We start from the raw sequence: 14,298 nt of genomic DNA, 5'->3' as shown, positions 1-14,298 counted from the left end.
CCCCCTCTGAGCGTCCGCGCCCCCGCGGGCGCACGCACCTGCGGGGAGGCGCGGATCCTGCGAGGGGGCCTCGACGCAACGAGCCTGCGACCGGGTCAGTCGTCGTCGCGCAGGGCCTCGGTCGCCTGGCGGTGCGGGAGCACGGAGTGCATGCCGGTGAAGCCCTCGCGCTCCTCGGCGGCGGCGATGATGCGGCGCCGGGAGGCGAACCAGCCGACGATGAGCGCCGGGATGATGACGACGAGGGAGAGCAGCACCCAGCGACCCGTCTCGGTGAACCCCATGGTGACGAGGACGAAGACCAGGAACGCCAGGGTGAGGTACCCGGTGTAGGGAGCGCCGAACATCCGGAACGAAGAGCGCCGCAGCACCCCCTTCTTCGTGAGGGCGTGCAGCCGCAACTGGCACAGGACGATCGTCGCCCAGCCGCCGATGATGCCCAGCGCGGAGACCTCGAGCACGATCTCGAACGCCTGCGACGGGACGACGGCGTTGAGCACGACGCCGGCGAGCGTGATGACCGAGGTGAGCAGGATCCCGCCGTACGGCACGCCGTTGCGGCTCATCCGGGCGGTGAAGCGGGGAGCCGAGCCGTTCACCGACATCGAGCGCAGGATGCGTCCGGTCGAGTACAGGCCGGCGTTGAGGCTGGAGAGCGCGGCGGTGAGCACGACGAAGTTCATCACCGAGCCGGCCACGGCCCCGGTCTCGGCACCGCCGAGGTGCGAGAAGAACGTCACGAACGGCGACTCTCCCGCCTTGTACGCGTTGAAGGGCAGCAGCAGCGAGAGCAGCAGGATCGAGCCGACGTAGAAGATCGCGATCCGGATCACGACCGTGTTGATCGCACGCGGCATGATCTTGGCGGGCTCCGCGGTCTCTCCGGCCGCCGTCCCGACGAGTTCGATCGACGCGTAGGCGAACACCACGCCGGAGATCGCGATGAGTGGTGCGAACAGACCCATCGGGAACATTCCGCCGTGGTCGGCGATGATCGAGAAGCCGGTCGGACCGACGTCCGTCGACCCCTGCATGATCAGGATCACCGTTCCGACGATCAGGAACGCGACGAGCGCGACGACCTTGATCATCGCGAACCAGAACTCCATCTCGCCGAACACCTTGACGCTGACGAGGTTGAGCGTGAGCACGACGAGCAGTGCGATGAGCGCGATCAGCCACTGCGGTACGGCCTGCAGCGGCGGCCAGTAGTGCGCCCAGAACTTCACGTACAGCGCTGCCGCGGTCACATCGACGATCGAGGTCATCGCCCAGTTCAGGAAGTACAGCCAGCCGCTCGCGAAGGCGAACTTCTCGCCGTAGAACTCGCGGGCGTAGGAGACGAAGGATCCGGACGACGGGCGATGCAGCACGAGCTCGCCGAGCGCGCGCAGGATCAGGAACGCGAAGAAGCCGCAGACGGCGTAGACGAGGATCAGCGCGGGACCGCTGGAGGCGAGGCGTCCGCCCGCGCCCATGAACAGGCCGGTGCCGATCGCGCCGCCGATCGCGATCATCTGGATCTGCCGGGGCTTGAGGGCCTTGTGGTAGCCGGCGTCCTCGCTCGAGAAGTCCTCGACCGCCATGAGGCGGTCGCCGGTGAGCTCGCGCTCGTTCTCCAGGGCGTCCTCGGGATCCACGGCGCGGCCGGGGTTCTGATCGCTCATCTGCGATGCCTTTCCTCTGGGCCGCCCCGGGGCCGACAGCCGATCAATCGTGCATCGGAGATCATCCCCCGCAGGTGGTGCGCAGGGCAACGAACGAACCGGCGGAGGGAGAGGATGAGTCATGATCGAGACCGACCTCGTCGGTGACACGATGCTCTCCGCGCGGAGGGGCTCGCGGCGTGCAGGACCTGGCAGCTCGCCGATATCCTGGTGAGCGGGGCCAACGCCTACGCCGCCCTGGCCGAGCAGGACTGCCGGTCGTTCGCGGCGCGGGCGGCGGGGCAGGGGGCGGCGAACGCCGCTCCGCACACAGCGCAGCGGACTGCGCAGGAGGAGAGCAGGGCATGAAGCAGATCCGATTCGGATCCGGATCCGCCCCGGCGGTCGTCGCGGGAATGATGCGCATCGACGGCCGCACGGACGCGCAGATCCGTGAGCTGTACGACACCGCCCGCACCAACGGGATCGACTTCTTCGACCATGCCGACATCTACGGCGGGGCGATGCACGTCTGCGAGGACCGCTTCGGCGCGGCGCTCGGGCTGTCCGCCGCCGAGCGCGACGAGATCATGCTGCAGACCAAGTGCGGCATCGTGCCCTCGGAGGGGATCTTCGACTTCTCCTACGAGCACATCATGCGACAGGTCGAGGGCTCGCTTACGGCGCTGCGCACCGACCGCATCGACGTGCTGCTGCTGCATCGCCCCGACGCCCTCGTGGAGCCGGAGGAGGTCGCCCGCGCCTTCGACGAACTGCACGCCTCGGGCAAGGTGCGCTCGTTCGGCGTCTCCAACCACACCCCGCGCCAGATCGACCTGCTGAAGACCGCGGTGACCCAGCCGCTGGTCGCGAATCAGCTGCAGCTGTCGATCACGCATGCGCCGACCATCGCGCAGCCGCTCGCGGCGAACATGGCAGGCCTCGATCAGAGCATCGTCCGCGACGGCGGCGGGATCGTGGAGTACTGCCGCATCGAGGGCATCACGATCCAGGCCTGGTCGCCGTACCAGGCGGGCTTCTTCACGGGCGTCTTCCTGGACAACCCGGCCTATCCCGAGCTCAACGCGGCGATCGACCGGATCGCGGCGGCGCACGGCGTCACCCCGATCGGCATCGCCACCGCCTGGATCACGCGGCACCCCGCGGGCATGCAGGTGGTGCTCGGCACGACCACCCCTTCACGCGTGCAGGAAGCCGCGGAGGGAGCGGATGTCGAGCTCAGCCGTGCGGAGTGGTACGAGCTGTTCCGCGCCGCCGGACACACCCTGCCGTAAGCCGCCGGACACACCCTGCCGTAAGGGGAGTGGCCGGGGCGCGTCCGTGATCTCCTAGGCTGTCGGCATGGGCCTGGTGTTCTCGATCCTCGTGCTGATGCTGATGATCGGCGCGCTCATCGACATCATCACGCGGCGCGATGACCAGGTGAAGCACCTGCCCAAGGTGTTCTGGATCATCCTCGTCATCATCGTCCCGCTCGCCGGATCCCTGATCTGGTTCCTGGTCGGACGGGAGTACGACGGGGAAGGGATCCGGCTGCCGCGGCCTCGCGAGCGCCGGTCGGGGCCGCCTGCCCCCGCCGCGCCGTCGCAGCCCGCCGACACGCGCAGCACCGAGCAGCAGATCGCCGACCTGGATCGCGAGATCGAGGAGTGGCGGCTGCGCGCGGAGATCGAGAAGCGCAAGAAGCAACAGGGAGAGACGGGAGCCGAATGAGCACGGCACCGCGCGGTCCCCGCGCCGTGATCGGCGGCGGCAGCGGTTATCTCGGCACCGCCCTGCGCGACGCGCTGAGGCTCGACGGCTACGACGTGCGCACGATCGGGCGCGGCGGCGACGCCGATGCGCGCTGGGACGACGAGGCCGGGATCCTGCGCCTGGTTGACGGCGCCGCTCTCGTGATCGGCCTGGCCGGGCGGCGCATCGACTGCCGCTACACCGACCGCAACCGCGATGAGATCCTGCGCTCGCGCGTGCGGACCACCGCGGCCCTGCACCACGCGATCTCGACGGCGGCGAACCCGCCCGCCGTCTGGATGAACGGCAGCTCCGCGACCGCTTACCGCTACTCGCTCGACACGCCGCGCTCCGAGGCGGATCCGCTCGAGGAGAGGGGCTTCTCGCCCGACGTGACGCGGGAGTGGGAGGCGGCGCTGTACGCGGGGGAGCTGCCTGGCACCCGCCGGATCGCCCTGCGCACGTCGCTCGTGCTCGGCCGGGGCGCCCCGGTCATGACGATGCTGCTGCGCCTCGCGCGGCTGGGGCTCGGCGGCCCGCAGTACGACGGATGGTGGTTCCCGCACCGGCGCTATCGGGGGATCGGTTCCCATCCCACCGAGCCCGCGCGCCCCGACTACGCGCACTCGCGGGGTCGGCAGCGGCTGAGCTGGATGCATGAGCAGGACTTCGTGCAGGCGGTGCGGTTCCTCCGCGACCACGACGACATCGCGGGCCCGGTGAACATGGCGTCGCCGAACGCGGTGACGAACATCGAGCTCATGCGCACGCTGCGCCGGGCTGTGCGCGCGCCGTTCGGACTTCCTGCGCCCCGCTTCGTGCTGGAGCCGGGGATGGCCGTGCTGCGCACCGAGTCCGAGCTGATCCTGAAGAGCCGGTGGGTGCTGCCGCAAGTGCTCGAGGACGCCGGATACGTGTTCCGGTTCCCCGAGCTGGACGGCGCGGTGCGCCAGATCCGCGGGCGCTGATCGCCGGAGCCTCGCGCCGAGGCCCGCTGGCCCGCCGAATGACGGGTCAGCGGGCGGAAGACGGGGCGAAGGACGCCAGGACGGCCTCCTCGAGGGCGGGGTGTGCGAAGACGTATCCGGCGTCGAGCAGCCGCTCCGGTGCGACCCACCGGCTCTTCAGGATCAGCTCCGTCTCGGTGCGGATCCCGATCGCACCGAGCTCGAGCATCCAGCGCGGCTGCGGCAGGCCGAACGGCACCCCGAGGGCGCGCCGGATCGTGGCCATGAGTGTGCGATTGTCGCTCGCCCCCGGCGCGACGGCGTTCACGGGCCCCTCCAGTTCGGGATGCTGTTCCAGGAAGGCGATGATCCCCGCCACGTCGTCCAGGTGCACCCAGCTGAACCGCTGCCGCCCGCCGCGGGCGCGGAAGTCCTGTCCCGTCCCGGCCTCGCGTCGGGCGCGGCCGACGGGCCAGTGCCCGTCGTACTGGGTGCCGCCGAGCCCGCAGCGCGCGAGCGTCCGCAGCGTGCCCAGCACGCCGCCGCCGCCCAGTACGATCGCGGTGCGCAGCGCCACGCGGCGCGTGCGGGGCAGGTCTCCCGTGAAGAGCTCGCGTTCCCAGACCTTCGCGACCTCGACCGAGAAGCCGGTGCCGAGCTCCCCGGTCGACTCCGTCTGCGGGCGATCCTCCGCGTGCCGGTAGATCGTCGCGGTCGAGGAGTTCACCCAGAGCGGGGGAGGCGTCGCTGCGCGCTCGACGGCGGTGCGCAGGGCTGCCGTCGTCCACTCGCGCGACCGGAAGATCTCGGCCCTGTTCGACGGCGTGTAGCGGCAGTTCACGCTCTTGCCGGCGAGCCCGACGACGAGACTCGCGCCGTCGACGGCCGCGTCGATCCCGGCCTGATCCTCCCAGGCCAGATCGGCGTCGTGGCGCGAGATCGTGACGACCTCGCGCCCCGCGTCGCGCCAGCGCCGCGCGAGGTCACGGCCGATGAACCCCGTGGATCCGCCCAGCACCACCCTGCCGCGGGTGCCGTCGTGCGCGTGCTCGGTCATGCGTCCTCCTCGATGTCATAGCGGAACGTCCCGGCGTACTCGTGGATGCGACCGATCAGCGGCACGTCCACGGACAGGGCGACCCGCTGCAGACCGGAGTCGTCGTCGGCGCTCTCGACCAGGCGGATCCGGGGAGCGATGCACCGCGGGAACCGGATCCGCCGTCTCCCCACCCGCACGCTCACCCGGGTGCTGCGCAGTTCGACGGCGCCGTCGGAGGGCGCCACTTCGAAGATGGCCGCGAGCACGCCGGGGCGCCCGAGGCGGTCCACGATCCGGCCGTGCGGCAGGGCGCGCACGCGATCGCGCATGGTCCAGTCCCCGCCGGGGAGGTGCAGCGTGCGCTCCGCGGATCGGCCCTCGTCGTCGCGGTTGCGCACCGTGAACGGGACGTCCTCCGCCCAGCCGGCGTAGACCGCGCCATGGCGCTGCAGCGCGCGCAGAGCCGGACTGAGCAACGCCCGCACCACGGGGTTCCGGCAGCCGACCCGCTCGAAGACGCCGTGCCCGACGCCCACCTCGCCCGAGGGGATCGCCGCGAAGTACCGCCGCAGGCGAGGATGCAGCTCCTCCGCACGCGCACCGAGCGCCGCGGCGTAGGGGGAGCGAGGATCCTCAGTCACGACCACAGCATATCGAACATGTTCAAAAAAAATACGAACGCTCTCGCGCCCTCTCCCGAACGCAGGGTCCGCGAGACTCCAACTGGGCGACGAGACTGCGCGCAAAAGCTGCAGTCTCGTCGCCCAGTTGAAGTCTCGCGGGTTCTGTCGAGGGCGGGTCAGGGGCCGGCGTCTGCGCGGGTCGTCGCGTGCGCGACGTACGCGTCGACGTTCGCCGAGGAGAGGATGTGGCGGGCCACCATGATCGCCGCACCGAGCACGGCCGCCTTCTCGCCGGCGTGCGTCTGCACGATCGCGAGATGCTGCGTCGCGAGGGGGATGGACCGGCGGTAGACCACCTCGCGGACACCCGCGAGAAGGTGCTCCCCGGCGCGTGCGATGCTGCCGCCGAGCACGATCACCGACGGATTGAGCAGGTTCACGAACGTCGCGAGGACCTCGCCGACGTCACGGCCTGCCTGCCGGGTGGCCTCGATCGCCGCGGGGTTGCCATTGCGGACGAGCTCGACGACGTCCGAGCTCGTGACCGCGTCGAGTCCCTGTGCCCGCAGCGCCGTGGCGATCGCGGTTCCGCTCGCGAGCTCCTCGAGATCCCGGTCCTCGCCGGGGGCGTGCGAGGACTCGGGGGAGTAGGGCACCTTGACGTGCCCCATGTCGCCCGCCGAACCCTGGGCGCCGCGCTGGAGTCTTCCGCCGGCGATGATCCCGGCGCCGATGCCCGTGGCGACCTTCACGAACACGAGATCCTCGACGTCGGGAAAGCTCGTGGCCTGCTCGCCGAGTGCGAGGACGTTGACGTCGTTGTCGACGAGCACCGGCACGTCGAAGGTGCGCTGCACGTAGCCGGGCACGTCGAACCGATCCCAGCCCGGCATGATCGGCGGGTTGTACGGCCGGCCTGTCGAGTGCTCGACGGGGCCCGGCACGCCGATGCCGATGCCGACGAGGGGGATGTCGCCCAGGCCCTCGGCCTCGAGCAGCGCGCGGCCGTCGGTGAGCACGCCATCGAGCACGGCGGCGGGGCCGTCCGCGATGCGCAGCGGCCGCGTCGTGCTGTCCAGGATCCGCCCGCCGAGATCGGAGACGGCGACCGTCGCGTGCGAGGCGCCGAGGTCGGCGGCCAGGACCAGGCCGACGCGGGGATTGAACGCCACCCGCGACGGCGGGCGCCCGCCGGTCGACAGGCCCTCGCCCGCGGGCACCACGAGGCCCGAGGCGAGCAGAGCGTCGACGCGCGCCGAGACCGTCGAGCGGGCGAGACCGGTGAGGTGCGCGAGGTCGGCCTTGGTGCGCGCCTGGCCGTCCAGGAGCAGCTGCAGCATGTCGCCCGCACCCGGCGAGGTGCCGCCGTTCAGCCGGTCGGGGTCGCTCATAGGGTCAGTAAACCACACGGCAATTGCCGAGTCGGACAGCGACATCTGTCGGTTGCGAAAAGACTTTTGACTAATGCTTGACAAAAGGGTGTCGATCCGTGTCAGAATCGTCGGCATGACAACGGAGGTCACTCAGACCGGTCTCGGGACGATCCGATCCGGCTTCCTCGGCGGGGGATTCATGGCGCAGGCGCACACCAGGGCGGCGCGTGCTGCGGGTGCGGTCCTCGCCGATATCGCCAGTTCCTCGCCGGAGCGGGCGGCTGTCGCGGCGGCCGAGCTCGGCGTCGAGCGTGCGGGCACGATCGACGAGCTTCTGGCGGGCAGCAGCGGGGTCGTGCATGTCTGCACGCCGAACTCGACGCATGCGCCGCTGGCGTTGCGGGTGATCGAGGCGGGCAAGCACGTGATCTGCGAGAAGCCGCTGGCGACGTCTCTCACCGACGCGAGGGCGCTCGCCTCCGCCGCCCGCGAGCACGGCGTCGTCGCCGCGGTGCCGTTCGTGTACCGGTATCACCCGATGGTGCGCGAGGCCCGCGCCCGTGTCTTGGCGGGGGAGATCGGGGCGCTGCTGACCGTGGACTGCGGGTATCTGCAGGACTGGATGCTGCTGCCGAGTGATGACGATTGGCGGGCGACCTCGGACGAGGGCGGGCCGTCTCGTGCGTTCGCCGACATCGGGTCGCATCTGTGCGATCTTCTCGAGTTCGTCGCGGGAGAGCGGATCGTGCGGCTCACCGCGCGGACGCGGCGGGCGTTCGCCGAGCGCGGTGGGCGTCCGGTGCAGAACGAGGACGCGGTCGCGATCCTCGTCGAGACCGCGTCGGGGGCGATCGGCACGCTGCTCGTCTCGCAGATGGCGGCGGGCAGGAAGAACGCGCTCACGCTCGAGCTGCACGGCACCCGGGAGAGCATCCGGTTCGACCAGGAGCGTCCTGAAGAGCTCTGGATCGGTCGCAGGGAGGGCAACGGGCAGCTGTTCCGGGATCCGCAGACCGCGCATCCCGGCGTCGCCCGGTTCTCCCGGCTCCCGGTCGGGCACGCGCAGGGCTACCAGGATGCGTTCAACGGTTTCGTCGCCGACGTCTACGCCGCGATTGGCGGGGAGCAGCCGGATGGGCTGCCGACCTTCGACGACGGGGTGCGTGCGGCCCAGCTGACCGAGGCCGTGCTCCTCGCTGCGCGTGACGAGCGCTGGGTCGAGGTCCCGGCCGAGGCGCCCTGACCCCCGACCGCTTACCCCCACGAGCTCCTGAACCGAAGAAGAGGAAGAAGCAATGTCAGACGAATACGATCTCGTGATCGTCGGATCCGGTCCGAACGGCGCGATCATCGCACGCCGGGTGCACGAGCAGAACCCGGAGGCGTCGATCCTCGTGGTCGAGGCGGGTTCTCGGATCACCGGCGTCGACGGCGAGCACCTCGTCGAGGTCGACGAGAATGCGATGAATGCCTCCTACGAGGATCTGATGCGCCGTGCGCGGCAGATCGAGTACGTCCGCGGCGCCGCCTCGATGAACGAGCTCGACGGCGACGGGTGGACGGCCGACGACACCGGCATCTTCCCCGCGGCGTTCCTCGGACACAACTTCGCCCAGTTCCCCGGGGCCTCCGTCGCCTGGAACATCGGCGGCATGGGCGTGCACTGGACCGCGGCCACCCCGTGGCCCTACGCCGAGGAGATCCCCGACTTCCTGCCGCGTGAGCAGTGGGACGAGGATCTCGAGAGCGCGCGGGGCCTGCTGCGCACCTACGTCGGACCGCTCGTCGACAATCCCTTCACGGAGCCGATGTTCGCCGCGCTCCGCGACGCCGTGCCGAGCCCGGATCCCGAGCGGCAGTTCGGGTACATGCCCATGGCGGGCATCCCGCACCGGGACCGTCCGTTCGCCCGCACCGGCCCGCGCGACATCGCCCCGTACCTGTTCGACGGCAGCGAGCCGAACGTGACGCTGCGCACCGGACTGCTCGTCACGCGGATCGAGCACGACGGCACTCGGGCGACCGGGCTCGTCGGCCGCGATCTCACGACCGGGGACGAGGAATCCTTCCGCGGACGGGTCGTGCTCGTCGCCGGGGACGCACTGCGCACGCCCCAGCTGCTCTGGGCCTCGGGGATCAGGCCGGAGGCCCTCGGCGTGCGGCTCAACGAGCACGCCTCGATCGACGGCGACGTCGTCATCGACGCGGCCCGGTTCGGCCTCACCGCCGCCGACATCCCGGTGCCGCCGGCCGGCGAGCCGTTCATCGGCTCGTACTGGAGCCCGTCGATCGGTGTCGCGCGCCCCGCGCACGGACAGCTCATGGAGCGCGAGTTCGAGGGGCAGCATGTGCTCGGCGTCGGCTGGTACTGCGCCACCGAGATCCGCCCGGAGAACCGGATCGAGTTCTCCGACGACCGCACGGATGCCCTCGGCCTGCCGCACATGACCGTGCGCTTCTCATACTCCGAGGCCGACCTGGCCGAGATCCGCCGCACGATGGACGTGCAGCGCGCGGCGGCGAACGCGATCGGCGTCTTCCCCGCGCAGGACTCCGAGATCCTCCCCGCCGGCGCCTCGCTGCACTACACGGGCACCGTGCGCATGGGCCCCGTCGACGACGGCACCTCCGTGGTCGACACGGACGGGCGCGTCTGGGGCTTCGACAACCTCTATCTCGCAGGGAACGGCGTCATCCCGACCGCCCTCACCTGCAACGCCACCCTCACGGGCGCCACGATCTCGGTGCGCATCGCGCGCGCCGTGTCGGCCGCGCTCTGACCGGATGCCCGCACGGGCGATCCACCACCCGAAACACCACCCATCATCACAGGAGAGAGCGATGCACATCACACCCTCACGGTCTCGCCGAGCGGTGCTGCTCGGCGCGGCCCTCGTCGCTTCGAGCGCGTTGCTGCTGGCCGGTTGCGGCCGCAGCGGCGACAGCGGCGCGGCCGGCAGCGGCGGCGGCGCGAAGATCGACGACAAGCCGGCCAAGGGAACCGTGGAGATCTGGACGCAGGGCGCCGACGGCGCCAAGCTCCCGGACATGTTCACGGAGTTCAAGAAGGACAACCCCGACGTCACCATCAACATGACCCAGGTCCCGGAGGCCGAGTTCATCTCCAAGATGACCGCGGCGATCACCGCCGGCACCGTGCCAGACCTCATCTATTCGTTCACCGAGTCCCAGTCGGCGCTGCTGGCGACCGGGGGGTTCGAGCCGGTGCCGGACGGCCTCGTGAAGCCCGATGACTTCTTCCCGGTGATCTGGGAGAACTCGGTCGTCGACGACGTGGCCTACGGCGTGCCCTGGTACGCCTACGCCGACATGACCATCTACCGCAAGGACTTGGCCGCGAAGGCGGGCGTCGAGGCGCCCACCGACTGGGCGAGCATGCGCACCTTCGGTGAGAAGCTCAAGGCCTCCGGCGTCGAGTACCCGCTCGCCCTCTACGTGAACTACGACGCGTACACGGCACGCCAGCTGCTGACCTTCGCCAAGCAGAATGGCGGAGGGTTCATCTCGGACGACCAGAAGACCTGGACGATCAACTCCAAGGAGAACGTCGAGGCGCTCGAGTACTGGTCCGGCCTGATCAAGGACGGCCTCGCCTCGCCGGACGGGCCCGCGTTCCTCGACACGGTCTCCTGGTCCACGACCGGGAAGAACGCCGCGATCATCGACGGCGGTCCCTGGTTCATCGGCTGGTTCGACGACGCGAACGGGAAGGGCTGGGCCGACCAGAACCTGTCCCTCGCGGTGGCCCCGACCGGTCCTAGCGGCGACACCGCGACCACGGTCGGCGGCGGCAGCTGGTTCGTTCCCAAGGACTCCAAAAACAAGGACGCGGCGTGGAAGTTCGCCCGGTTCATGTCGACGCCGCAGAGCCAGGTGAAGTGGTACCAGATCTTCCACAACATGCCGGCGCTCAAGGCCGCGTGGGACGACCCCGCGATGAAGGGCGACCGGGTGCTGGAGACGGTCAAGGCCGGTCTCGAGACCGGTGTGAACCTCCCCAAGGTCGCGACCTGGAACCAGGTGGGCGACGTCATCGGCCAGCAGATCGAGAAGGTCGTCCGCGGCAACACGTCCGCGAAGGACGCGCTCGATGAGGCGCAGAAGCAGGCGGAGTCGATCGGGACAGGCAAGTAGGACGTCATGACCTCCACGGCAACCCGTGCCCTTGTCGCCCCGGAGGTGCCTTCCCGGCGCCTCCGGGGCACCAGGAGAGCGCACGAGGGCTCCCGGGCCGAAGCGATCACGGCATGGACGTTCCTCGCCCCGTTCCTGGTGCTGTTCGCGCTGTTCACGGGAATCCCGGCCGTGTTCGCGCTCAGCGCGAGCCTGACCGACATGACCGCCCGGGACATCCGGGATCCGTTCGGGGTGAACTTCACCGGGTTCGAGGCCTTCTTCAAGATCATCGGCAATCCCGGCTTCCAGAGCGCCTTCCTGAACACCGTGATGTTCGTGGTGCTCTGCGTGCCGTTGAGCATGGGGCTGGGCTTCGCGCTCGCCCTGATGCTGAACAGTGCGATCCGCCGGCTGCGCACGTTCTTCCGCGCCGCGGCGTACGTGCCGGTCATCACGAACATCGTCGCGGCGGCCGTGATCTGGCAGTACGCGTTCTCGATCACCGGACCGGTGAACAACTCGCTCGGTGCGCTGGGGCTCCCTCAGCCGAACTGGCTGGGCGACCCGGGATGGGCGATCACCACGGTCGTCATGATGGGTGTGTGGCGCACCGCCGGCACCTGCATGATCCTGTTCCTCGCCGGCCTGCAGGCCGTGCCAGAGGAGATCTACGAGGCGGCCTCGACCGACGGCGCAGGACGCTGGCGCACACTGTGGTCGATCACGCTGCCGCTGCTGCGGCCGACCACTCTGCTGGTCACCGTGCTGCAGACCGTGTCGTTCCTCAACATCTTCGAGGAGCCCTACCTCCTCACCAAGGGCGGTCCGCTCGGCTCGACGAAGTCGATCGCGCTCTGGGTGTACGAGCAGTTCGGGTTCGGCAACATCTCCGCATCGATGGCGGGATCCGTCCTCCTGCTCCTCCTGGTTGGCATCGTCGCCATCGTCCAGTTCAGAATGCTGAGGCCGAAACATTGAAAACGCTCTCGCCGACGCGTCAGGCGCTCGCCTACGCCGCCCTGGCCATCATCACGGCCTTCATGCTGCTGCCGTTCGTGTGGGTGCTCTTCGGGTCGTTCAAGACCCAGTCCGAGTTCCTGCACAGTCCAGGAGCCTGGTTCCCCGAGTCGTTCCAGATCCAGAACTACGTGCAGCTGTTCGCCGAGCGCGGGTTCGGCAACTACATGCTCAACAGCATCATCGTCTCGGCCGTCGCCGTCGTCGGCAACGTGATCTTCAGCGCGATGGCCGGATACGCGCTCGCGAAGCTGCGCTTCCGCGGACGCGGGTTCGTCTTCCCGCTCGTCATCGTCTCGATGATCGTGCCCTATGTGGCGCTGTTCGTGCCGCAGTTCATCGTGGTGGTGCAGATGGGGCTGGTCAACACCCTCACCGCCATCGTGATGCCCGTGCTCGTGCTGCCGCTGAGCGTGTTCATCATGCGGCAGTTCGCGCACTCGGTGCCGTTCGAGCTCATGGAGGCGGCGCGCCTGGACGGCTCGGGGGAGGTGCGGCTGTTCTTCCGCATCTTCCTCCCGCTCACCGGTCCCGGACTCGCGACCGTGGCCATCCTGTCGTTCCTCTCCTCGTGGAACAACTTCCTCTGGCCCCTGGTCGTGGCGCAGTCCCAGGCCACCTATACGGCGCCCGTGGGACTGTCCGTGGCGTCGCAGGCGTCGAACACGGTGTCGTTCGGCCTGCTGCTGGCCGGTGCGATGGTCGTCCTGCTGCCGATCCTCATCCTGTTCCTCTTCCTGCAGAAGTACTTCATCCAGGGCGTCGCCGCCACCGGACTGAAGTGACCCGTCGAAAGGACCCGTCATGCCCCTGAGCGATCTGAACTTCGCCCTCAACGCCATCCAGTGGATCAACGTCAAGGAGGATCCGGACGACCTCGACAGCGCGAGCCTGTGGCGCTTCGCGGATCCTTCCTTCGTCGCCGAGTATCCGGGCGTCCTCGCCGAGATCCGCAGGGCCGGCTTCGACGCGACGATGTTGGAGGTGCTCGACACCCAGACGCTGCAGAACTACGCGGCGATGGTGGAGGAGTCGGGCCTTCGGCTCGCGCCGGGCTACGTCCAGGTGCCGCTGGCGAGCGAGCATGGCGGAAGGCTCGAGCGGGGCAGCTTCGAACGGATCCACTGGTTCGACGGGGTGCGCCGCAAGGCCGAGGAGTCGAACTACTTCGGGCTGTCGACGATCTTCCTCGCCGCAGAGGTGAACCAGGACGCGATCCGCTGGCAGCGTCCGGCCGTCGGGCACGACTTCTCCCAGGATCGTCTCGACGAGCTCACCGACCTCATCGACGAGGCCGTCGACGTGCTCAACGCCGAGGGAGTGCGCCCCGGCCTGCACAACCACGTCGGCACCTGGATCGAGACGCAGCACGAGTACGAGCACGTCCTGCAGGCTATCGACGCGTCCCGGCTGGGCGCCTCCTTCGACATCGGCCATCTGGAATGGGCCGGCATCGAAGCCAAGCAGGCCATCGCCGACTGGGCCGACCGGGTGCAGGATCTGCATCTCAAGGACCTCGATCTCGACCTGGCCCGGCGCAGCCGCGAGGAGGGCATGGGCTACGAGCGTGCGACCGACCTCGGGCTGTACCGCGAGCCAGGCCTCGGCCAGATCGACCTCGTCGACACGCTCTCCGCGCTGCCGGACGGCTTCGGCGGATGGATCATCATCGAGGTGGACCGCGCGAGCATGGATCCAGTGCAGAGCGCGCAGTACACGGCGCGCTGGGTCGCGGACGTCACGGCCGGCTGAGGAGGGACG

At 69.6% G+C, this 14,298-nt stretch carries 14 protein-coding genes; 10 read left to right on the top strand and 4 right to left on the bottom strand.

Annotation, left to right across the window (positions count from 1 at the left end; all coding sequences use genetic code 11):
* Positions 1–95: 95 nt before the first annotated feature.
* Positions 96–1,586, bottom strand: a complete 1,491-nt coding sequence (locus ACFC1J_RS15130; protein ID WP_375907775.1) for an amino acid permease — start codon at positions 1,584–1,586, stop codon at positions 96–98.
* 291 nt (positions 1,587–1,877) lie between these two features.
* Between ACFC1J_RS15130 and ACFC1J_RS15125 the strand changes: the two genes are divergently transcribed.
* The 4 genes from ACFC1J_RS15125 to ACFC1J_RS15110 all read left to right on the top strand — a co-directional run bounded on the left by ACFC1J_RS15125 (position 1,878) and on the right by ACFC1J_RS15110 (position 4,369).
* Positions 1,878–2,015 carry a hypothetical protein gene (locus ACFC1J_RS15125; RefSeq protein ID WP_375907687.1) on the top strand — a complete coding sequence of 46 codons (138 nt, stop codon included), beginning with the start codon at positions 1,878–1,880 and terminating at the stop codon, positions 2,013–2,015.
* Positions 2,012–2,941, top strand: a complete 930-nt coding sequence (locus ACFC1J_RS15120; protein ID WP_375907684.1) for an aldo/keto reductase family oxidoreductase — start codon at positions 2,012–2,014, stop codon at positions 2,939–2,941. The genes ACFC1J_RS15125 and ACFC1J_RS15120 overlap by 4 nt, the downstream gene beginning before the upstream one ends.
* A 67-nt stretch (positions 2,942–3,008) precedes the next feature.
* Complete coding sequence (locus ACFC1J_RS15115) at positions 3,009–3,380, top strand: PLD nuclease N-terminal domain-containing protein (protein ID WP_375907681.1); 372 nt, start codon at positions 3,009–3,011, stop codon at positions 3,378–3,380.
* Positions 3,377–4,369, top strand: a complete 993-nt coding sequence (locus tag ACFC1J_RS15110) for an epimerase (RefSeq protein WP_375907678.1) — start codon at positions 3,377–3,379, stop codon at positions 4,367–4,369. The genes ACFC1J_RS15115 and ACFC1J_RS15110 overlap by 4 nt, the downstream gene beginning before the upstream one ends.
* Before the next feature lie 46 nt (positions 4,370–4,415).
* Here ACFC1J_RS15110 and ACFC1J_RS15105 read toward each other — a convergent pair whose 3' ends face one another.
* From ACFC1J_RS15105 to ACFC1J_RS15095, 3 genes are all read right to left on the bottom strand, one after another.
* Complete coding sequence (locus ACFC1J_RS15105; RefSeq protein WP_375907675.1) at positions 4,416–5,405, bottom strand: epimerase; 990 nt, start codon at positions 5,403–5,405, stop codon at positions 4,416–4,418.
* Positions 5,402–6,028: a DUF4166 domain-containing protein gene (locus ACFC1J_RS15100; RefSeq protein WP_375907672.1), complete on the bottom strand. Its 627-nt coding sequence runs from the start codon at positions 6,026–6,028 to the stop codon at positions 5,402–5,404. The genes ACFC1J_RS15105 and ACFC1J_RS15100 overlap by 4 nt, the downstream gene beginning before the upstream one ends.
* Positions 6,029–6,186: 158 nt before the next feature.
* Positions 6,187–7,401 (bottom strand): ROK family protein, encoded by a 1,215-nt coding sequence (locus ACFC1J_RS15095; RefSeq protein WP_375907670.1) that lies wholly within the window; start codon positions 7,399–7,401, stop codon positions 6,187–6,189.
* A gap of 115 nt (positions 7,402–7,516) precedes the next feature.
* Here ACFC1J_RS15095 and ACFC1J_RS15090 point away from each other — a divergent pair, with 115 nt between their 5' ends.
* The 6 genes from ACFC1J_RS15090 (at position 7,517) to ACFC1J_RS15065 (ending at position 14,289) form a co-directional block, all read left to right on the top strand.
* The gene (locus ACFC1J_RS15090) at positions 7,517–8,626 is read left to right on the top strand and encodes a Gfo/Idh/MocA family protein (RefSeq protein ID WP_375907667.1); all 1,110 of its coding nucleotides are present in this window, start codon (positions 7,517–7,519) and stop codon (positions 8,624–8,626) included.
* A 52-nt stretch (positions 8,627–8,678) separates the two neighbouring features.
* Entirely contained in the window at positions 8,679–10,163 is a 1,485-nt protein-coding gene (locus ACFC1J_RS15085; RefSeq protein ID WP_375907664.1) for a GMC oxidoreductase, read from the top strand.
* A 61-nt stretch (positions 10,164–10,224) separates the two neighbouring features.
* Positions 10,225–11,538 carry an extracellular solute-binding protein gene (locus ACFC1J_RS15080; protein WP_375907661.1) on the top strand — a complete coding sequence of 438 codons (1,314 nt, stop codon included), beginning with the start codon at positions 10,225–10,227 and terminating at the stop codon, positions 11,536–11,538.
* A gap of 6 nt (positions 11,539–11,544) precedes the next feature.
* Positions 11,545–12,498 carry a carbohydrate ABC transporter permease gene (locus ACFC1J_RS15075; RefSeq protein WP_375907658.1) on the top strand — a complete coding sequence of 318 codons (954 nt, stop codon included), beginning with the start codon at positions 11,545–11,547 and terminating at the stop codon, positions 12,496–12,498.
* Entirely contained in the window at positions 12,495–13,322 is an 828-nt protein-coding gene (locus ACFC1J_RS15070; RefSeq protein WP_375907656.1) for a carbohydrate ABC transporter permease, read from the top strand. The genes ACFC1J_RS15075 and ACFC1J_RS15070 overlap by 4 nt, the downstream gene beginning before the upstream one ends.
* A 19-nt stretch (positions 13,323–13,341) precedes the next feature.
* Entirely contained in the window at positions 13,342–14,289 is a 948-nt protein-coding gene (locus tag ACFC1J_RS15065; protein WP_375907653.1) for a sugar phosphate isomerase/epimerase family protein, read from the top strand.
* The last annotated feature ends 9 nt before the right edge of the window (positions 14,290–14,298 follow it).

Origin of the sequence: Microbacterium sp. NPDC056052, assembly GCF_042266785.1 — a bacterium.
Classification (GTDB): Bacteria; Actinomycetota; Actinomycetes; order Actinomycetales; family Microbacteriaceae; genus Microbacterium.
This window is presented reverse-complemented; position numbering and strand designations above follow the sequence as displayed.